Origin of the sequence: Stenotrophomonas sp. SBJS02 (assembly GCF_020428325.2) — a bacterium.
In the GTDB taxonomy this organism is placed as follows: Bacteria; Pseudomonadota; Gammaproteobacteria; order Xanthomonadales; family Xanthomonadaceae; genus Stenotrophomonas; species Stenotrophomonas africana.
This window is the reverse complement of sequence record NZ_CP109812.1, coordinates 3,963,985-3,983,887: the sequence shown is the minus strand read 5'-3', so window position 1 is coordinate 3,983,887 and position 19,903 is coordinate 3,963,985. Positions and strand designations below refer to the sequence as shown.

The 19,903-nt window shown below is 65.1% G+C and carries 13 protein-coding genes, 2 pseudogenes and 1 riboswitch; of the genes and pseudogenes, 8 read left to right on the top strand and 7 right to left on the bottom strand.

What is annotated here, in order from left to right; genetic code table 11:
- Positions 1–39: 39 nt before the first annotated feature.
- The 4 genes from FQS62_RS18410 to FQS62_RS18395 all read right to left on the bottom strand — a co-directional run bounded on the left by FQS62_RS18410 (position 40) and on the right by FQS62_RS18395 (position 3,596).
- Entirely contained in the window at positions 40–291 is a 252-nt protein-coding gene (locus FQS62_RS18410; RefSeq protein ID WP_049445555.1) for an ACT domain-containing protein, read from the bottom strand.
- Positions 275–2,011 carry an acetolactate synthase 2 catalytic subunit gene (gene ilvG, locus FQS62_RS18405; RefSeq protein ID WP_088480528.1) on the bottom strand — a complete coding sequence of 579 codons (1,737 nt, stop codon included), beginning with the start codon at positions 2,009–2,011 and terminating at the stop codon, positions 275–277. Before ilvG ends, FQS62_RS18410 begins: the two co-directional genes overlap by 17 nt.
- A 38-nt stretch (positions 2,012–2,049) precedes the next feature.
- On the bottom strand, positions 2,050–3,024 hold the full coding sequence (gene ilvC, locus FQS62_RS18400) for a ketol-acid reductoisomerase (RefSeq protein ID WP_057500354.1): 975 nt from the start codon (positions 3,022–3,024) through the stop codon (positions 2,050–2,052).
- Between the two features lie 65 nt (positions 3,025–3,089).
- Entirely contained in the window at positions 3,090–3,596 is a 507-nt protein-coding gene (locus FQS62_RS18395; protein ID WP_208043773.1) for a hypothetical protein, read from the bottom strand.
- 86 nt (positions 3,597–3,682) lie between these two features.
- Between FQS62_RS18395 and ggt the strand changes: the two genes are divergently transcribed.
- Positions 3,683–5,401 (top strand): gamma-glutamyltransferase, encoded by a 1,719-nt coding sequence (gene ggt, locus FQS62_RS18390; RefSeq protein ID WP_049445562.1) that lies wholly within the window; start codon positions 3,683–3,685, stop codon positions 5,399–5,401.
- Positions 5,402–5,966: 565 nt separating this feature from the next.
- Here ggt and FQS62_RS18385 read toward each other — a convergent pair.
- Positions 5,967–7,543, bottom strand: a pseudogene (locus FQS62_RS18385) (BCCT family transporter).
- A 245-nt stretch (positions 7,544–7,788) separates the two neighbouring features.
- A riboswitch (TPP riboswitch) is annotated at positions 7,789–7,890 on the top strand.
- An 82-nt stretch (positions 7,891–7,972) separates the two neighbouring features.
- Here FQS62_RS18385 and thiC point away from each other — a divergent pair.
- The 6 genes and pseudogenes from thiC (at position 7,973) to FQS62_RS18355 (ending at position 17,312) form a co-directional block, all read left to right on the top strand.
- Entirely contained in the window at positions 7,973–9,817 is a 1,845-nt protein-coding gene (thiC, locus tag FQS62_RS18380) for a phosphomethylpyrimidine synthase ThiC (protein ID WP_099588689.1), read from the top strand.
- Between the two features lie 93 nt (positions 9,818–9,910).
- The gene (locus FQS62_RS18375) at positions 9,911–10,582 is read left to right on the top strand and encodes an ion channel (RefSeq protein WP_088480400.1); all 672 of its coding nucleotides are present in this window, start codon (positions 9,911–9,913) and stop codon (positions 10,580–10,582) included.
- 259 nt (positions 10,583–10,841) lie between these two features.
- Positions 10,842–13,168 (top strand): annotated as a pseudogene (locus tag FQS62_RS18370) (winged helix-turn-helix domain-containing protein).
- Positions 13,169–13,283: 115 nt separating this feature from the next.
- The gene (locus FQS62_RS18365; RefSeq protein WP_049444442.1) at positions 13,284–14,183 is read left to right on the top strand and encodes a helix-turn-helix transcriptional regulator; all 900 of its coding nucleotides are present in this window, start codon (positions 13,284–13,286) and stop codon (positions 14,181–14,183) included.
- 49 nt (positions 14,184–14,232) lie between these two features.
- A complete protein-coding gene (locus FQS62_RS18360) occupies positions 14,233–17,091 on the top strand; it encodes a TonB-dependent receptor (RefSeq protein ID WP_049444440.1) in 2,859 nt (952 codons plus the stop codon).
- 77 nt (positions 17,092–17,168) lie between these two features.
- On the top strand, positions 17,169–17,312 hold the full coding sequence (locus FQS62_RS18355) for a hypothetical protein (RefSeq protein ID WP_049444439.1): 144 nt from the start codon (positions 17,169–17,171) through the stop codon (positions 17,310–17,312).
- 55 nt (positions 17,313–17,367) lie between these two features.
- Here FQS62_RS18355 and FQS62_RS18350 read toward each other — a convergent pair whose 3' ends face one another.
- Positions 17,368–18,489: an HDOD domain-containing protein gene (locus tag FQS62_RS18350; RefSeq protein ID WP_057501192.1), complete on the bottom strand. Its 1,122-nt coding sequence runs from the start codon at positions 18,487–18,489 to the stop codon at positions 17,368–17,370.
- Positions 18,490–18,640: 151 nt separating this feature from the next.
- Entirely contained in the window at positions 18,641–19,177 is a 537-nt protein-coding gene (gene ppa, locus FQS62_RS18345; protein WP_005410935.1) for an inorganic diphosphatase, read from the bottom strand.
- Positions 19,178–19,360: 183 nt separating this feature from the next.
- Here ppa and FQS62_RS18340 point away from each other — a divergent pair, with 183 nt between their 5' ends.
- A complete protein-coding gene (locus tag FQS62_RS18340) occupies positions 19,361–19,834 on the top strand; it encodes a hypothetical protein (protein ID WP_049444435.1) in 474 nt (157 codons plus the stop codon).
- Positions 19,835–19,903 lie beyond the last annotated feature (69 nt).

Here is a 19,903-nt window from a genome sequence, read left to right as displayed (position 1 = left end):
GCCTCCGTACCGGCACCGTGGTCGCTACGGTACGGGTGTTCATGGGGCTACTCCTTCCACGGCGGTGACCTGCACGGACACGCAGTCGTAGATCTTCTCGATCTGCCGGCACAGCGTTTCCGCTGGGCGCTGGCCGTCCACCACCAGCTGCAGGTGCCAGCGGCCATCGTCGGCGGCCACCGGTGCGCCGCTGATCGCACGCGGCGCAAAGCCACGGCGTTCGGCCATGCCGATCACGCGCAGCAGCGCGCCTTCGGCCGGGTGCAGCACCAGGTCAAGCCGGTATTGCATTGGGGGTCTCCTGGCGGGCATGGGCGGGGTTGCTTTCCAGCATCGTGCTGTTGGCGGTGTTCGGCGGCACCAGCGGCCACACGTTGGCGCGTGCATCGATGGCCACGTGCAGCAGTGCCGGGCCCGGTTCGGCCAGCAGCGCGGCCAGGCCGCCTTCCACGTCGTCGCGGTTGTCGATGCGGGTGGCGGCGATGCCGAACACCTGCGCCAGTGCCACGAAGTCCGGGTTGTCGGACAGGTCGATCTCGCTGTAACGCTCGGCGAAGAACAGTTCCTGCCACTGCCGCACCATGCCCAGCGAACTGTTGTCCAGCAGCACGATCTTCACCGGCAGGCGGCAGCGGGCGATGGTCGCCAGCTCCTGCACGTTCATCATGAAGCTGCCGTCGCCGGACACCAGCACCACGGTGCGATCGGGGCAGGCAAACTGTGCACCCATCGCGGCGGGCAGACCGAAGCCCATGGTGCCCAGCGCGCCACTGGTCAGGTGGTTGCGGGGGTGGTTGAAGCGGCAGTGCTGGGCCACCCACATCTGGTGCTGGCCGACATCGCAGGCGATCACCGCATCGGCCGGGGCCAGCTCGCTCAGTCGCTTCAGCAGCGCCGGGGCGTAGATGTGCTGGCCCGGTGCGTCGTAGCGGGCGGCGAAGCGATCGCGGTGCTGCGCACAGCGTTTGCGCCATGCATCCTGGTGGGCCTTGGGGGAGGGGAAGGCCGCACGCAGGGCGCGGATGGCGTGACCGACATTACCAGGCACGGCGACGTCGGCACTGCGCAGCTTGGAGATCTCGTAGGCGTCCGCATCGATGTGGACGACGCGGGCGAATGGCGCGAACTCGGCCAGCTTGCCGGTGGCGCGGTCATCGAAACGCGCACCCAGCACCAGCAGCAGGTCGCTTTCCTGCACCGCCATGTTGGCTGCGCGGGTGCCGTGCATGCCCAGCATGCCCAGCGACTGCGGATGACTGGCCGGCAGTGCACCCAGCCCGCGCAGTGTCATCACCGTGGGGATGGCGCTGGCCTCGACGAAGTCGCGCAGGTCCTGCACGGCATCACCCAGCGCGATGCCACCACCGGCGTAGACCACCGGCTTCTCGGCCGCCGCCAGTGCGGCGATGGCCTCGGCGATGGTGGCCTCGGCCGGCGCCGGCGGCGGTTCGACACTGCTGGGCACATGCACCGGCAGATGGCTGGCATCGGCCAGCTGCACGTCCTTGGGCAGGTCGATCAGCACCGGGCCGGGACGGCCCTCGCGGGCGATGCGGAACGCATCGGCCACCACGCGCGGCAGGTCATCGACGCTGCGCACCAGCCAGCTGTGCTTCACGATCGGCATCGTCAGGCCGAATACATCCAGCTCCTGGAAGGCGTCGGTGCCCAGCAGCGGCGTGCCGACCTGGCCGGTGATGCAGACCATCGGTACCGAATCCAGCATCGCATCGGCAATGCCGGTGACCAGGTTCGAGGCGCCCGGGCCGGACGTGGCCACGCAGACGCCCACCTGGTTGCTGGCGCGGGCGAAACCATTGGCGGCCAGCGCCGCGCCCTGCTCATGGCGTACCAGGATGTGCTTCAGCGACGAATCCACCAGCGCGTCGTAGAACGGCATGATGGTGCCACCGGGATAGCCGAACAGCGTACGGACGCCTTCGGCTTCCAGCGCCTGGGTCAGCCAGCGCGCGCCGTTGGGCGGCGCGCTGCGATGTGTCGAAGAGTTCATGGGGGAACCTTGCAAAGCGGGTGGGGGAGGCCGCGTGGTTACGCGGCCTGTCCTTGCAACCAGACCATCTTGGCGCGCAGCTCCTTGCCCACCTTTTCGATCGGGTGCTCCAGGTCGGCCTGCTTGAACCTGTTGTAGTTCGGCAGGCCCGCTTCGTACTCGGCCACCCAGTTCTTGGTGAAGGTGCCGTCCTGGATGTCCTTCAGCACCTCCTTCATGCGTTCCTTGGTGCCGGCGTCGATCACGCGCGGGCCGCTGACGTAGTCGCCGTACTGCGCGGTCTCGGAGATGAACTCCAACATGCGCGAGATACCGCCTTCATAGAACAGGTCCACGATCAGCTTCAGTTCGTGCAGTACTTCGTAATAGGCGATCTCCGGCTGGTAGCCGGCTTCGACCAGGGTCTCGAATCCGGCCTGCACCAGCGCCGAGGCACCGCCGCACAGCACCGCCTGCTCGCCGAACAGATCGGTCTCGGTCTCTTCCTTGAAGGTGGTCTGGATCAGGTTGGCGCGGGCGCCGCCGAGGCCGGCCGCATAGGCCAGGGCGTACTCGGCCGCCTTGCCGCTCTTGTCCTGGTAGACCGCCCAGATGCACGGCACGCCACGGCCGATTTCATACTCGCGACGCACCAGCGCGCCCGGGCCCTTGGGCGCGACCAGCACGACATCGAGGTCCTCGCGCGGCTTGATCATGTCGAAGTGCACGTTCAGGCCGTGCGCGAACAACAGCACCGCACCCTGTTTCATGTTCGCAGCCAGCACGTCGTCGTAGAGCTTCTTCTGCACCATGTCCGGCGTCAGCACGGCAACCAGGTCCGCATCCTTCACCGCATCGGCCGGTGCTTTCACGGTGAAGCCATCGGCCTGTGCCTTGACTTCGGTCGGGCCACCCGGACGCAGGCCTACCACCACGTCGAAGCCGGATTCGCGCAGGTTCAGTGCGTGGGCGCGGCCCTGGCTGCCGTAGCCGATGACGGCGATCTTGGTCTGGGGCAGGTCGTTGGTGCTCATGGGGGAGGTTCCTTGCGGTGGGAAGAAAAAAGAACGGCCGGTCGTCGAGGTGACGTGCCGGCCGGTCAGGGGAAAGCGGTGGGGGAGGCGCCATGCGTCGCACAGGCACAGCCACTACGAGGTGTCGTGGTGGTGCTGGTCCAGGTTTTGAAGTTGGCGGTGTTCATGGTGGTTGCGTCTGAAACCAGGTCCTGAAATGAAAAAACCCGCACCTGGGCGGGTGCGGGTTTTGATGAGTTCCGGTGTGTTTGTTGCTTACACGCTGGCTCGTCCCGCACTTGTTGGTTGGGTAATAAGTACGAGCACAAGAATCGAACGCAGCGAGGCGGCGCCGGTGTCGGCGGCTTCGATGTGGGTTCGCGGTGGCGTGTTGTAATGCAACATGTGATCGAGAGAAACATAGCCGTTTCGGCGATGTCAACCCTCGCGACGGATTTTTTATCGGTTTCCAGTGCATCCAGCGCAATCGCTTGCGGCACAAGGATGGTTGCCTCTGAAAGTGTTTCAGTGAACCCGAATTCACTCCTTTCAGAGCCGTTTTTGCGCGGAATCCGGCGGATTTTCGCCCCCAAGATCGACGTCCATGACCTCTGCCCGATGCCGCGTGAAGGCCGTAGCGGCGAAGATCGGGGAACCACCCTTCCATCGGAACCCGACCGTGTCCCGACGCCTTGCCCGTTCCCTGCTCGCCGCCGCCGTGCTGGCTGCAGTGCCCGCGCTGTCCTTTGCCGCCGACCGCATTACCGGCCACACCTTCGCCACCCGTTCGGAGGTGATCGCCCCCCATGCGATGGCCGCCACCTCGCAGCCGCTGGCCACCCAGATCGCGCTGGACGTGATGAAGGGCGGTGGCTCGGCGGTGGATGCCGCCATCGCGGCCAACGCAGCGCTGGGCCTGATGGAGCCCACCGGCAACGGCATCGGCGGCGACCTGTTCGCCATCGTCTGGGACCCGAAGACGCAGAAGCTCTATGGCTACAACGGCTCGGGGCGCTCGCCGAAGTCGCTCACCCTGGCCGAGTTCCAGCGCCGTGGCCTGAAGGACATCCCGGCCACCGGCCCGCTGCCGGTGTCGGTACCTGGCGCGGTCGACGGCTGGTTCGCACTGCACGACCGCTTCGGTCGCAAGCCGATGGCCGACAACCTGGCGCCGGCCATCCGCTACGCCCGCGAGGGCCACCCGGTGGCTGAAGTGATCGCCTACTACTGGGACCGCTCGGTACCCAAGCTGTCGCAGTACCCGGGCTTCAAGGAGCAGTTCACGATCAACGGCCACGCCCCGCGCAAGGGCGAGATGTGGAAGAACCCGAATCTGGCCAGCACGCTGCAGAAGATCGCCGATGGCGGACGCGACGCCTTCTACAAGGGTGACATCGCCCGCACCATCGGCGACTACTTCAAGGCCAACGGTGGCTACCTGAGCTATCAGGACATGGCCGATCACCATGGCGAATGGGTCGAACCGGTCAGCAGCAACTACCGTGGCTACGACGTGTGGGAACTGCCGCCGAACAGCCAGGGCATTGCCGCGCTGCAGATCCTCAACGTGCTGGAAGGCTACGACTTCTCGAAGATCCCGTTTGGTTCACCGGAGCATGTGCACCTGTTCGTTGAAGCGAAGAAGCTGGCCTTCGCCGACCGTGCACGCTTCTACGCCGACATGGCGTTCCAGCCGGCACCGGTGCAGAAGCTGATCTCCAAGGAATACGCCGCGCAGCGCCGCGCGCTGATCTCGATGGAAAAGGCGTTGAAGGAAGTGCAGCCGGGCACGCCGAAGCAGCTGGAGGAGGGCGACACGATCTACATGACCGTGGCCGACGCCGACGGCATGATGGTCTCGCTGATCCAGTCCAACTACCGTGGCATGGGCAGCGGCATGGCACCGCCCGGTCTGGGTTTCATCCTGCAGGACCGCGGCGAGATGTTCGTGCTGCAGAAGAACCATCCCAACGGCTACGCGCCGGGCAAGCGCCCCTTCCAGACCATCATTCCGGCCTTCATCACCAAGGGCGGCAAGCCGTATGCCAGCTTCGGCGTGATGGGCGGCGCGATGCAGCCGCAGGGCCACGCGCAGATCGTGATGAACCTGGTGGACTTCGGCATGAACCTGCAGGAAGCCGGTGATGCACCGCGCATCCAGCACGAAGGCTCGACTGAACCGACGGGTCAGGCCACGGCGATGACCGATGGTGGTGAAGTGAATCTGGAAACCGGCTTCCCGTACGAGACGGTGCGTGCGCTGATGCGCAAGGGGCATCGCATCGTGTTCGCCGACGGTCCGTATGGTGGGTACCAGGCGATCATGCGCGATCCCGAGACCGGGGTTTACTACGGCGCTTCGGAGAGCCGCAAGGACGGGCAGGCGGCGGGGTACTGAGGTTTCCCGGCCACCGGGCTGAGCCCCCTCTGCGGTGATGGTTCAGCGATGCTTGGCTTGGCCGGGCGGGTGGATTGTCTGGGGGGCGCCGTGAATACGTCCCTGTAGGCTCGGTCGCCGCTTGCTCGTGTGCGCTGTCCTGCGCACACGGCAAGACCGGGGTTGGGCGTCCTGCCCAACCCGCCCGAGGCATGCCTCGGGCCCATGCGGCTCACGCCCCCAGCCAACCCATCCGCCCGGCCACGGACAGTTTTCGTGTCCGTCACCGCAGGAAAAGAAAAAAGAAGAGCAAGAGCAAGAGCAAAGGCAACAGCCGCGTGCTGTGGGTTGGGGTCGGATCCGTTTTCCGCAGGAAAACGGATCCGACCCCTTCTTGTTTTCCGATACACCTCATCCACGCATAGCGTGGAAAACCCACCGTCACACGGAAACTGTCGGGGGTGGGGCGGCGTGTCCTGCCAGCCCACACCGCCCCGCCAAACCAGCAGCAACCCAGAGCTGCTTTTGAGGTTGCTGTTGTCGTTGCTTGAGAAAAGCGGTGCAGCCGCAGGCTGCAAAACCCCCCTCAATCCTGATCGTGCGCGCGTGCGGCCTCCGCCTGGGTCTCCTCCTGCGCGGCCATCTCGCGTGCGATCCACGCATCGATCATATGCCGCTGGCGCTGCGCCTGCCGCCGCTCCCGCGTGTACTCCTGGTCCAGCACCCGGTACAGCGACACCATCACCAGCACCATCAGCAGCGCAAACGGCAACGCCGCAATGGTGATCATGCCCTGCAGCGCATCCAGGCCGCCGGCCAGCAGCAGTGCGCCGGCAATCAGCGCCACGCCCACGCCCCAGGCCAGCTTGCGCTTGGGTGGCGGATCGCCGGCTTCATCGGTGGACATGCTGGCCAGCACCAGCACCGCCGAGTCGGCCGAGGTCACGAAGAAGATCATCAGCAGCACCAGCGCGATGCACGACAGCAGCAACGGCAGCGGCATGCTGTCGAACATCGTGAACAGCACCGTCTCATAGCCATTGCCCAGTGCCTGCATCAGATCGGCCTGGCCGAAGATCTGCATCCAGATCGCGGTACCGCCAAACACCGAGAACCAGAAGAAGCCCAGCAGCGTCGGTGCCAGCACCACGCCGATCACGAACTCGCGCACGCTGCGCCCGCGCGAGATGCGCGCGATGAATGAACCCACGAAGGCGCCCAGGAAATCCACCAGGCCCAGTAGAAGATCGTCCAGTCGGCCACCCAGGTGCTGGATGAGAACGGCGACATGCGCAGGCTCATCGTCACCAGTTGGTTGAGGTAGGAGCCCAGCGTGGTGGTGAACGTGTTGAAGATCGCACCGGTCGGGCCGAGCACGAGCACCAGCAGCAACAGCACGGCGGCCAACGCCAGATTGAAATTGGACAGCCATTTGACGCCGCGGTCGACGCCGCTGAGCGTGGAAGCCATGTAGAGCACGAACGCCACCGCAATGATCACCAGCTGCAGCGGGGGCCCTGCGTGCAGGCCGAACACGCGCTCCATGCCGGCGGCGATCTGGATGGTGCCGAAGCCCAGCGTGGTAGCGACACCAATCGCAGTGGCGACGACGGCAGCGATGTTGACCACGCGGCCGATCCAGCCGCGGTGGTGGCGGCCGATGATCGGCTGCAGCATGTCACTGACCAACCCACGGCCGTTGCGGTTGAACTGGAACCAGGCCATTGCCAGGCCGATCAGCGCATAGATGGCCCAGGGGTGCAGGCCCCAATGGAAGAACACGTAGCGCATGGCAGCACGCGCAGCGTCCATGCTTTCAGGTGCCAGCCCTTCCGGTGGCTTGCTGAAGTGCGAAATGGGCTCGGCGGCGCCCCAGAACACCAGACCGATGCCCATGCCAGCGGCGAACAGCATCGACATCCAGCTGGCCCGCGAGAACTCCGGTTCGGCGTCTTCGCCACCGATGCGCAGGTTGCCGAAGCGGCCAAAGGCCAGATACATCAGGAACACAAGCGCCAGGAACACGACCAGCAGGTACAGCCAGCCGATGCCGCGGATGAGTTCGCCGAGGATGCTCTGCACCACGGTATTGAAGGGGCCGGGTGCAACACCGGCGAGCAGCACCAGCAGCAGAACCAGTGCGATGGAAACGCGAAACACCATGAAGGGGCTTCTCCGATCAAGGGATTGAGGGGAGCGAGCAGCGCTTGCTGCGAGGGGCCGGCGACATGCAGCACAGACCGGGCAGGGGCCGCGAAGGCGGCGAGGAAACACCGGCCGCAGCGGCACGATGCGCGTGCACGTTACTGAATGCGATGTCACGGTTCTGTTAATACAGAAACAGCGGATCCACGTCGTGCGTGGCTGGAACAGCCAGGAGCTGCAGTGCGTTCTATGCTCTAATGCACACCAAGAAGCGGGGGTACCGCGGCCATGTGGCCACGGTTGAGACAGTCCCTTGGAACCTGATCCGGCTCATACCGGCGTAGGGAAGCTTTGCAGTGCAGCCGTGCCCGGACTCCGCCCAAGGACCGTTCGTGCGCGGGCGCAGTGCGCCGCCGCTTCGTCCCTGACCTTCCTGGACGATGCCCGATGAACGCACAGCTCTCCGCCCTGCAGCAACAGGCCCAGCAACTCTCCGAATCCGTGACCCGGCCCATTCCCGGCTCGCGCAAGATCCACGTGCCCGGGTCACGCCCGGATCTGCAGGTGCCGATGCGCGAGATCGCGCTGACCCGCACGCCGACCTTGTTCGGTGGTGAAGAGAATGCACCGGTGACCGTTTACGACACGTCGGGCCCGTACACCGATCCCGAGGTGCGCATCGATCTGTCCGCCGGTTTGCCGGAACTGCGTCGCGGCTGGGTGGAAGAGCGCGGTGATACCGAGCAGCTCGAAGGACTGAGTTCATCGTTCGGCCGCGATCGCGAGCATGACCCGAAGCTTGATGCGGTACGCTTCCCCGCGCGCAGCCTGCCACGCCGTGCGCGTGCAGGCGCCAACGTCACCCAGATGCACTACGCGCGCCGCGGCATCGTCACGCCGGAAATGGAATTCGTCGCCATCCGCGAAAACCAGCGGCTGGACGCGATCCGCGATGCCGGCCTGCTGCAGCAGCACCCGGGCGAGGCGTTCGGCGCGTCGATCCAGAAGATCATCACCCCGGAATTCGTGCGCGACGAAATCGCCCGTGGCCGTGCGGTGCTGCCCAACAACATCAACCACCCGGAAAGCGAGCCGATGATCATCGGCCGCAATTTCCTGACCAAGATCAACGCCAACATCGGCAACAGCGCCGTCTCTTCGGGCATTGCCGAGGAAGTGGAGAAGCTGGTGTGGGCGATCCGCTGGGGCGGTGACACGGTGATGGACCTGTCCACCGGCAAGCACATCCACGAAACCCGCGAGTGGATCATCCGCAACTCGCCGGTGGCGATCGGTACCGTGCCGATCTACCAGGCGCTGGAAAAGGTCGATGGCCGTGCCGAGGCACTTACCTGGGAGATCTTCCGCGACACGCTGATCGAGCAGGCCGAGCAGGGCGTGGACTACTTCACCATCCATGCCGGCGTGCTGCTGCGCTATGTGCCGCTCACTGCCAAGCGCGTGACCGGCATCGTCAGCCGCGGTGGCTCGATCATGGCCAAGTGGTGCCTGGCGCACCACAAGGAGAACTTCCTCTACACGCATTTCGAAGACATCTGCGAGATCATGAAGGCCTACGACGTAACCTTCTCGCTGGGAGACGGCCTGCGCCCGGGCTGCATCGCCGATGCCAACGACGCCGCGCAGTTCGGTGAGCTGGAAACGTTGGGTGAGCTGACGAAGATTGCCTGGAAGCACGATGTGCAGACTATGATCGAAGGCCCCGGCCACGTGCCGATGCAGCTGATCAAGGAGAACATGGACAAGCAGCTGCGTGAGTGTGGCGAGGCGCCGTTCTACACGCTGGGGCCGCTGACCACCGATATCGCGCCCGGCTACGACCACATCACCAGCGCGATCGGCGCGGCGATGATCGGCTGGTTCGGTACGGCCATGCTCTGCTACGTGACGCCGAAGGAGCATCTCGGCCTGCCCAACCGCCAGGATGTGCGCGACGGCATCATGGCCTACCGCATCGCCGCGCATGCGGCTGATCTGGCCAAGGGCCATCCGGGTGCGCAGGTGCGCGACAACGCATTGAGCAAGGCGCGCTTCGAGTTCCGCTGGGAAGACCAGTTCCACCTTGGCCTGGATCCGGAGAAGGCCAAGGAGTTCCACGACGAGACCCTCCCGAAGGATGCGCACAAGCTGGCGCACTTCTGCTCGATGTGCGGTCCGCACTTCTGTTCGATGAAAATCACCCAGGACGTACGCGACTACGCCGAGGCCGGCATGAAGGAGAAGTCGGAGGAGTTCCGCGCGGCCGGTGCCGAGGTCTACCACCAGGGGTGATGCGTAACGGGTAGTGCCGGCCAATGGCCGGCACTACCGTTCATCACGCCGCGCCCGGCTATCCTCCGCGCATCGCCCAGGGGAAAGGACGCCATGCCCGTTGCCATGACCACCCGCTGGCTGGCCATCGCCCGCCGCCATCCTTCGGCCTGGCTGTTGGCCGCACAGTTGATCGCGGTGCTGCTGTATCCCGCCCTCGATGACACCGCCGGTGGCCGGGCGGCGCTGGGCATGTTCGGCATGGCGGTACTCGGCCTGGCGCTGTGGGTGGTCCAGCGCAGTCCGCTGGGCACCTGGCTGGCGTTGCTGCTGGCCATTCCCTCGGTGGTGTTCTCGCTGGCTGGCGCGCTGTTGGATCGCACCGGCCTGCTCACCACTGCGCAGCTGCTGGAGAGCCTGCTGTACTTCTATACGGCGGGCGCGTTGATCGCCTACATGCTGCAGGACCATAAAGTCACCCGGGACGAACTGTTCGCTGCGGGAGCGACCTTCACCTTGCTGGCCTGGGCCTTCGCGTTTGCTTTCGCCGTCTGCCAGCAGTGGTATCCGGGCAGTTTCCACGGCACCGGCGGTGGTGATCAGCGCAGTTGGATGGAGCTGCTTTATCTGAGCTTCAGCTTGCTGTCCGGGGTGGGATTAAGCGATGTAGTACCGCTGCATCCGCAAGCGCGGGCTTTGGTAATGCTGGAGCAGTTCGCAGGGGTGATGTACGTCGCGCTTGTGGTGTCGCGGCTGGTCGGATTGACGATGCTGCGACGCGTGTGAAAATGAACGCAAGATAAAAATATCGCGCCCAAGAGGGCGCGAATGGTGATGCACATTATGTGAATGCGTCGGCGAGAGAGAGCCTGAGTGTCGACCCCGTCATAGGCGGGGTAACCGGCATAGGCTAATATTCGTATGCGTAATTGTTTTTGCGGTATGCGCCGATGCTTTGTGCGGAATCTGGCTTTTTGTTGTCCCTGCAGGGGGACGGTATCGCTGGTGAAACCTGCCCAGGCCCGTCCCTACTGTATATCGGAAAATGAACAGCAGCGAAATACAGCCGCCCGACGCTGACCGTATCCAGGTTGGCGAATGCGTCGTTACCTTGTCCTCGCGAGAGGTCGAGGTTGCGGGTGCGCGTCGTCCACGCCGGCTCACGCCAAAGGCACTGGGTGTGCTGCGAGTGTTGCTGCGGCAGCCGGGGCGGGTGTTTACCCGCGAGGAGCTGTTTGCCGAGGTGTGGCCCGACACGCTGCCCACCAACGACGTGCTGACCCAGGCGGTCACCCAGCTGCGCAAGGCGTTTGCCAACGACGAAGACAACGGGCAGGCCTACATCGAGACCATCGCCAAGAGCGGCTACCGCTTGTTGGTGCCGGTGCAGGTGCTGGACACGCCCGAGCCTGTCATGGACATCGTCGAGTTGGCCGATCCGTCCTTGCCATTGGCAGCCGCCGTGGCTGCGGCCCCGGACGGTGCTGCGTTGCCAGTGCCGGGTCTGCGCCGGACATGGCGGCAGGTGCGGCGCCAGGTATTGCTGGCCACCGGCATTTTGATGCTCGTGACGGTGATCGTGCTGACGATGCTGTTGCTGCGGCGTGCTCCGGCGGCAAGTTCACCGGTGGACGAGGCTGTCGAGAACGGTGTCCGTGTGATCGGCAGCCCGCAGCGGCCGTACCGGCTGATCACCGCGACCAGTGGGTTCGAGACGTATCCAACGCTTTCGCCGGATGGTTCCCAGGTTGCCTACGAAGGCGCCAATGAGGACGGCAACGGCGGCGGAGCAATCAAGGTGCAGACGTCTGGCAATGCGCCCGCCCGCCAGTTGTTGGTGCCCCCGGCCGGTGCCAGTGATCGTTTCCCGAGCTGGTCGCCGGATGGGCGCGAGATCGCGTTTGCGCGGTTCAGTGCCGATGGTGGCTGCCAGGTGCTGATCGCCAGTGCCACGGGTGGGGCCCTGCGCCAGGCCACCCGTTGTGACGGCACCGAACTGCTCAGCTTCGACTGGACCCGGACGGCCGTGGGCTGGTGTTCGGCAGCATGGTCGGGCGCTACGCGCATCGCGGCATCCGCGTGCTCGACCTGGCCAGTGGCCAATGGCGCGACCTGGACTACAGCGTCGATGCCGATGACTTCGACTACGCGCCGCGTTATTCGCCCGACGGCAAGTGGCTGGTGTTCGTGCGCAATCCACAGATGGGTGATCTGTGGCGGATGCCCGCCAACGGCGGTACTCCGGAGCAGCTGACCAACGAAGCAGCGGAACAGCGAGGCTGGGCCTGGCTGGGGGATGGACGCACCATCGTATTCGGCCGTCGCGTCGACAGCGAAGTGCGCCTGTATTACCTCGACGTTGAGCGCCGTACGCTGCGCGACGCGGGCCTGGACGATGCGCAGTGGCCCGCGGTCTCGCGGCATGGCGGCGTATTGGCGTTCGTTCACCGGCGTGCGCAGTTCGGGGTGTTCAAGGTGCCCACCGAGGGAGGACACGCCGAGCGCCTGTTTGCCTCCAGTGGCCGTGACGGCCAGCCGATGGCCGCCCCCGATGGTCGGCAACTGGTTTTCACCTCCGATCGTTCCGGCAGTTTCGCCCTGTGGTGGGCGGACATGCAGCGGCCGGATTCGCTGCGGCCGATCGAGGGCCTGCGGCCGGAGGGACGGCAGGCACCGGACTGGTCCGCCGACAGCCGCCACCTGCTGGTGGTGGGACGTGATGAGCACGGGCGCACGGTGGTCTATGAAATCTCACCACGCGATGAGCGCCTGCAGCCATTACCGGTGCCTGCGGAACAACCGTTGCAGGCGTTGTACGCGGCAACCGAGAATCAGCTGCTGGTGGTCGAGCGCGACGCGGACCAGCGCACCCGCTTGAGCCTGTTTGATCGCAGCACGCAACCGTGGCGTCGGTTGGCCAGCATCGATGGGGTGTCGCAGGCTCGCTTCGATCGCGGCAGCGGACGGATCCTGTTCACGCGCCTTGCCGCCGGTGGACTGTGGTCGGTCGATCCTGCGTTGTCGTCGGCCAGCGTGCGCCAGATCAGTGAAGACCGGCCGAGCCGCTGGCGCTACCGCACCTGGACCGTTGCCGGCAGTGGTGGCGTCGGTTACCTCGGAACCTCCACCCAGTGCGGCACGACCCTGGTCAGGATCGAGGCGGGAACCGAGACGCCGGAGCGCTGCCTCGACCCGCAGCGGCTCAGTGCAGGCAATGGAATCAGTGCCAGCGCCGATGGGCGCGAGCTGTATGTGGCCCTGGCGGTCAGTGACGGTGCAGACATCGGCGTCATGCGGCTGCCAGAGCAAGCCCCGGCACTGTTCCCGGCGATCTCCAGAATATTGATTTTGAAGAAGAATTTTTCTTCGTAATTCTTTCGTGTGGTTTTCGCCGCGAATTCGTGGCGATCTCGGCTGTCTTTCCTGACACGCTGCCGCCCGATTGGGCAAAACGGAGGCCTGTACTTGGCAAATCCGTGGTGCCCCCATGCGTCAACTCTCGCTGGCCGATCGTGGCCAAACCGTTTCCCTCGACAAGGCCCTTGATGACGTGGCGCCCACCTGCCTGGGGGTTGCCCGGCTGGGCAGCCTGCAGACCGCGGGGAACAACTTCACGGTCTGGATGCAGGTTCGTGGCAGTTCCTGGGTGGAGGCCAAGGAAGGTCGCTTCCGGTTGCGTCAGGGCGAGTGGATCGCCTTCGAGAAGGAATCCCGACCGTTGGTGCAGGCGGGCCGCAACGGGCTCTGCGTGGGATTGAACCTGAATGTCGAAGCGCTGCGGGTGCTGACCGAGATGGCCGACTGTGGCCTGTATGCCGGCCGCGGCCGGATGGGGCGCAGTGACGCGCGGGTCGGCCTGCGGCTGTGGCGCGATGCGTTGGCCAGTGGCCAGCCCGCCCAGGCTCTGCGGCCCCTGCTGCTGCATCTGGCCAGCCTCCAGCGGGGCCTGGCCGAGAACGTGCAGCGCTGCCCAGGGCGTTCGCGCAGCCGCAAGCGCCAGGTGTTCGGGCGCATGCAGCGCGCGCGGCTCTACCTGGAGGGCAACAGCCACCGCGTGGTGCGGATCGGTGAGCTGGCCGAGCTGACCAACTTCTCCAGCTGGTACCTCTCCAAGACCTTCCAGAGCCTGTACGAAGAAAGCCCGCAGTCGCTTTCGGCCCGGTTGCGCCTCGAGCGTGCGGCTGACCTGCTGCGTGATACCGACATGATGGTGGGCGAAGTGGCCGCTGCCAGCGGTTTCGACAACTGCTGCAGCTTCGCGCGTGCCTTCCGCGCCCGTTATGGCCAGTCGGCTTCGCGGTTCCGCGAGAACGGCGGTCTCCTGCCGCCACATTCTGCAAAGTCTCCGGTTGGGTCGCGCAAATACAGCGTCGCAACGCAATCGTAACGTGCTGGGGTGTTTTAACACGCTGCTAACACGTACCTTGGAGAGATAGATGAACGTTTGTAATCCCGCAGTGCGGCTCGGCCTGCTGCCTGCCGGCATCGCGCTGGCGCTGGCGCCGGCCTTTGCTTCCGCCCAGGAAGCAAAGGCCACGACCGACCTGGACCGCATTTCGGTCACCGGCTCGCGCATCCGCCAGGCGAGCATGGAAACCGCGCAGCCCGTGATCGCGCTGCAGCGTGCCGACATCGAGAAGCAGGGCTTCACCAGCGTCGGCGACATCGTGCAGAACCTGTCGGCGACCGGTTCGCCGGCCATCAGCCGCGCTGATGCCCTGACCTCGGGCGAAGAAGTGGGCGGCCAGTACGTCGACCTGCGCGGTCTGGGCCCGGAGCGCACCCTGGTGCTGCTGGACGGCAAGCGCATGGGCGTCAGCACCGGTGGCTACACCGACCTGGCCTCCATCCCGACCTCGGTGGTCGAGCGCATTGAAGTGCTGACCGACGGCGCTTCGGCGATCTACGGCTCCGACGCCATCGCCGGCGTGATCAACATCATCACCCGCAAGAACTTCGACGGTCTGGAAGCCAGCGTCTACGGCGGCCAGTACAACAAGGGCGACGGCGAGAAGCAGGTCTACAACTTCGTCTACGGCCAGACCGGTGAGCGTGGTTCGATCACCTTCGGCGCCGAGTACAGCAAGGAAGATCCGGTCTGGGCGAAGGATCGTGCCTTCAGCCGTTACCCGAACGGTCAGTTCCACCCGAACCCGACGGATACGGACGCCAACGGCTGGTCGCCGGCGTCCAACCACGGCGTGCTGATCGACAGCAACGACAACTGGTACACCCGCGCCAACAACGGCTCGGGCAACACCATGGCCGATTTCCGCGAGTTCGGCACGGCTGACTACACCAATGCCAGCCAGGAAATGTGGCTGCAGAACAAGCTGACCCGTCGTTCGGTGTTCGCCAACGGCAACTACGACTTCACCGACAACATCCGCGGTACCGCGAATGTGCTGTACACCAAGCGTACGGCGACCCAGCAGATCGCTGGCTATCCGTACCAGTCGGAGGTCTATGAGACCCCGCTGTCGGCCAACAGCATCTACAACCCGCTGGGCACGGACGCGAACTTCATCCGTCGTACGTCCGAAGTGCCGCGCCAGACCGAGTCCGAGCAGGAGACCTTCCGCTTCTCGGCCGGCCTGGAAGGTTCGTTCGAGTTCGGCGACAAGTTCTGGGATTGGGACGTGGGCTACGTCTACAACCAGAACAAGGGCGTGAAGACCGGCACCGGCAACCTGTTCATTCCGAACGTGCAGAACGCGGTCGGACCGTCCTTCATGGATGGCGACGTTGCCCGTTGCGGCACCCCGGGTCATGTCATCGCAGGCTGCACCCCGTGGAACCCGCTGGCACCGTACGGCTCGACCGGCAACGGCTCGCTGGCCGATCCGGCCCTGCAGGCCTACCTGTACCTGCCGAGCCACGACACCTACACCAACACCACCAAGGCGTACAGCGCCAACATCGGTGGCTCGCTGTTCTCGCTGCCGGCCGGTGAACTGGCCATCGCCGCCGGTTACGAGCACCGTGAAGAAAGCGGTGAGTACAACCCGGATGCGCTGCTGCAGTCCGGCCTGAGCACCGATCTGGCTGGCAAGCCGACCAAGGGCAGCTACAAGCTCGACGAGTTCTACGTCGAACTGAACGTGCCGGTGCTGGCCGACATGCCGTTCGCCAAGGAGCTGTCGCTCGACATGGCCGGCCGTTACTCGGACTACAACACCTTCGGCGATACCATCAACAGCAAGTTCGGCCTGAAGTGGAAGCCGATCGACGACCTGCTGGTGCGTGCGACCTACTCGACCGGCTTCCGCGCCCCGAGCATCTCCAACATGTACGGTGGCACGTCGCAGACCTTCGACGCCTACACCGATCCGTGTGACAGCAGCTTCGGCTCGGCCGCGCGCAACGCCTCGGTGGCGGCTGCCTGCCAGGCACGCGGCGTTCCGGCCAACTTCCGCCAGATCACCTCCGGCGGTGCGCAGTCGACCGGCCCGGGGACCCAGTCCTACAGCGCTTTCGAGTCGGGCTCCAACCCGGAACTGAAGCCGGAAACCTCCAAGACCTGGACCGCCGGCCTGGTGTACAGCCCGAACTTCGTGCAGGGCCTGGACGTCAGCCTCGACTGGTGGAAGATCCGCATCAACAACGTGATCGCCGCCGAGTCGGTGACCTCGATCCTCAACCAGTGCTACGTGCTGGGCGTGGCATCGGCGTGTGAGCGTTTCGAACGCGGTACCGACGGCCGTGCCGTCAACCAGGTGGTCGACGTCACCCGTACCCTGATCAACGGTGGTTACCAGGAAACCGCAGGTTACGACCTGGGCGTCAAGTACCGCCTGCCGGAGTTCTCCTTCGGCAAGTTCGTCATCGACTGGAAGACCACCTACGTCGATTACCTCGAGTACAAGCGTGACAACGAAGCCGAAACCCCGGTCGAGCAGCACAACAGCTGGGCGACCGGCGATTGGGGTGCCAACTTCCGCGTCCGTTCGAACCTCAACGTCGACTGGACCCTGGGCAACCTGGGCGTGAACTGGGGCGTGCGTTACTACTCGGGCATGAAGGAGCCGTGCTCCTACGATACCGAGTGCAACCTGCCTGACTTCACCTCGGCGTACACCCTGGGTCAGCCGAGCCGCAAGGTGGGTTCGAACACCTTCCACGACGTGCAGGTGCGTTACAACCTGCCGTGGGAAGCCACTGTCTCGCTGGGCGCCAACAACGTGTTCAACCACGAAGGCCCGGTCATGTACAGCCAGCCGAACTCGAGCTTCTCCTACTACGGTGGCTTCGATATCGGTCGCTTCTACTACATGAAGTACACCCAGCGCTTCTGATTGTTTGAAGTGCGATAGCAGTACCGGGAGGGCGGACCGCAAGGTCCGCCCTCTTTGTAAGGGAGTTCCGAAATGCGGTGTTCGCCCAGACCGGTGGCGTCTGTGGGGGCGGGCTGTACTGCGAGGAACTGCGTCAGGAATGCCTGGCTGCAGGCAAGTCCAAGGTCCTGTGCGATCTGCAGTATCGCCACTGCGTGCAGGATGCCTGCGGCGCGCGCTGATGCAAAAAAGGCGCGCCCTTGGGCGCGCCTTCGAGGTTCTTCCTGCGTTGACGGCTCAGACCTCGCTGGGTACCAGTCCCATCAACGCATTGGCATGCTCGCGCCACTGCGGCAGCTTGTTGAGTACACCCGCGCGTTGCAGGTAGTCCTCGTCCACCGGATCGCCATTGACCAGTGCCAGTGCCACGTGCACCGCGCCGGTCACCCAGAAGCTGCGCGTATTGGCACGCTGCGGCTGCAGGTGGAATGCCACCGCTTCGATGATCGGCATCGGCAGGCCCCACAGGCCGAGCAGATAGGCGCCGGCTTCGGCGTGGCCCGGGCGGGTGTCACCGGCCAGCGACGGCTCGCTGCGTTCGTTGCGTACGCCCGGCAGCAGCAGGCCGATGTCGGCCAGCAGTGCGGCGGTCGCGCCCAGCTCGGCGCTGGATTCGGGCAGCAGGCGTGCCGCCAGGCGCGAGGCAAGCAGGGCGCGCTGCTGTAGTGAATTACGCTCGGCCGTGGACAGCGTCGGTGCCGAGAACACCTCGCTGGCCAGTACCAGATCGCGCAGCGTCGACAGGCCGAGGCGGGTCACGGCGGTGCGCAGGTCGGCGATGGTGCGGCCCTGGCTGAAGAACGCCGAGTTCGACAGCTGCAGTACCTTGGCGGCGATGGCCGGATCGGCGGCCACCAGCTTGGCGACGTCGGCGCTGTCGGCGTCATCGTCATGTTCCAGTGCCTGGGTCAGGCTCAGGTACAGGTGCGGCGGCGAGGGCAGCTTCTCGATACGGCCGATGGCGTCGCGCAGGCGTGGGCTGTCCAGCACTTCGCGCAGCTCCTCCAGGCTGGTCAGCGCTTCCAGCAGAACTTCCGGCGCCAATGGCAGCGGCAGGAAGCGATGGGCGACGCCGATCAGGCGTGCCGGCGGCGGCCGGTTGCCATGCTGGGCGTCCACCAGCGCAATGCGGATGGTTTCCGGGCGCAAGGTCCGGATCTGGCCGAGCAGCGTGGTGGCATTGAGGTCCGGCAGCTGCGGGCAGACGATCACCGCATCCACGCCCTGCGTGGCCACCGCAGTCATCGCGGTCTGGCCATCGGCGGCGGTCAACGGCTGCCAGTCTTCCCCAAGATCGGCAATGAATTCGGTCAGCTCAGCCGGCAGGCTGGCTGCATCCCCAACAAGCAGAATACGCACGACACATTCCCCTGGCTGTCTCGACGATGGATGTCGATGACGTGTGAAGTGACGCAATTTACCTAATACGGCGGCACGTGTGATGTGCCGTCGTCGTGAAACGTGACCCGCATCGCTCCGGCAGGGCCTGCCGGAGCGATCCGGTTCAGGCTCAGGCCTTGCTGTCGAGATGGCGCTGGTGCGCCTCGATCAGGATCTGCTTGGCCTCAGCGGCGCCGCCCCAACCATCCAGCTTGACCCACTTGCCCTTCTCCAGGTCCTTGTAATGCTCGAAGAAGTGGCCGATGCGCTCCAGCCAGTGGCTGGACACCTGGGCGATGTCTTCGACGTGAGCGTAGCCACTGAAGATCTTCGAGACCGGCACGGCCAGGATCTTCTCGTCGCTGCCTGCCTCATCGCTCATCTTCAGCACGCCGACCGGACGGCAGCGCACGACCGAGCCCGGCACCAGCGGCAGCGGCAGCACCACCAGCACGTCGGCCGGGTCGCCGTCGCCGCACAGGGTGCTCGGCACGTAGCCGTAGTTGCAGGGGTAGCGCATCGGGGTGGACAGGATGCGGTCGACGAAGATCGCGCCGGTTTCCTTGTCCACTTCGTACTTCACCGGCTCCGAGTCCTTCGGGATCTCGATGATGACGTTGATTTCTTCCGGCGGGTTCTTGCCGGGCGAGACGAGTTCCAGACCCATGGTGTGCTCCAGGTGGGGGATATAGACGGATAGCTCCCCATTTTATGCCTTTGCCGGGCGCTGTGCAGGGGAGGGGGCCGACAGTACGGCACGGCGGCCGCCCACACGTGCTGGTGGGGTTGCCCGATGGGGACGTCGGGACGCCGGGTGCAGGCTGGAACCCTCATCCCAAGGAGCTCCCGCATGAAAGCATCTGCCCTGTCGATCGGCCTGGCCTGCGCGCTGCTGATGGTGCCGCCGGTACAGGCGTCTCCCTATGTCGACCTGATCGACTACCCGCACCAGGAGGCCAACTGGGACCGCTTCTTCGCTCTGGAAGGCCGTCTGCAGCATGGCTTCGATGCCATCTGTGGCGACACCTTCTGCGAGGGCGAATACAGCGACATCCGGGCGCTGCGCCTGCGTTGTTCGGTGGATGCGGTGCGCGGCACGGTGCACGAGTGCCTGTGGGCATTCGCCGCCAGTGACCTGGCCGTATCGCGGAATGACGGTGCGATCGTGGCGCGGCAGCCGACCTGGCTGTGCCGGCTACCGCTCATGCCGGGCACGGCGGTGGAGGACTTCCATGCTGCCCTGGCGGCTCGCAATCCGCTGCACGACCCGCTGCCAGGCACGTCGCAAAGCGCCTATGACGGACTGACCGAGTGCATTCACTGATGGGAACGTGACTGATTCGCATTTACGGAGTAGCATGCGCGGCGCCTTCTGCCTGTCGTCCCGGTTCCG

Excerpts from the sequence above, each read along its gene's own strand:
- ilvC (WP_057500354.1), bottom strand. The coding sequence starts at position 3,024 with ATGAGCACCAACGACCTGCCCCAGACCAAGATCGCCGTCATCGGCTAC.
- FQS62_RS18360 (WP_049444440.1), top strand. The coding sequence starts at position 14,233 with ATGAACGTTTGTAATCCCGCAGTGCGGCTCGGCCTGCTGCCTGCCGGC.
- FQS62_RS18410 (WP_049445555.1), bottom strand. The coding sequence starts at position 291 with ATGCAATACCGGCTTGACCTGGTGCTGCACCCGGCCGAAGGCGCGCTG.
- FQS62_RS18340 (WP_049444435.1), top strand. The coding sequence starts at position 19,361 with ATGAAAGCATCTGCCCTGTCGATCGGCCTGGCCTGCGCGCTGCTGATG.
- FQS62_RS18375 (WP_088480400.1), top strand. The coding sequence starts at position 9,911 with ATGCCCGTTGCCATGACCACCCGCTGGCTGGCCATCGCCCGCCGCCAT.
- ppa (WP_005410935.1), bottom strand. The coding sequence starts at position 19,177 with ATGGGTCTGGAACTCGTCTCGCCCGGCAAGAACCCGCCGGAAGAAATC.
- FQS62_RS18365 (WP_049444442.1), top strand. The coding sequence starts at position 13,284 with ATGCGTCAACTCTCGCTGGCCGATCGTGGCCAAACCGTTTCCCTCGAC.
- ilvG (WP_088480528.1), bottom strand. The coding sequence starts at position 2,011 with ATGAACTCTTCGACACATCGCAGCGCGCCGCCCAACGGCGCGCGCTGG.
- thiC (WP_099588689.1), top strand. The coding sequence starts at position 7,973 with ATGAACGCACAGCTCTCCGCCCTGCAGCAACAGGCCCAGCAACTCTCC.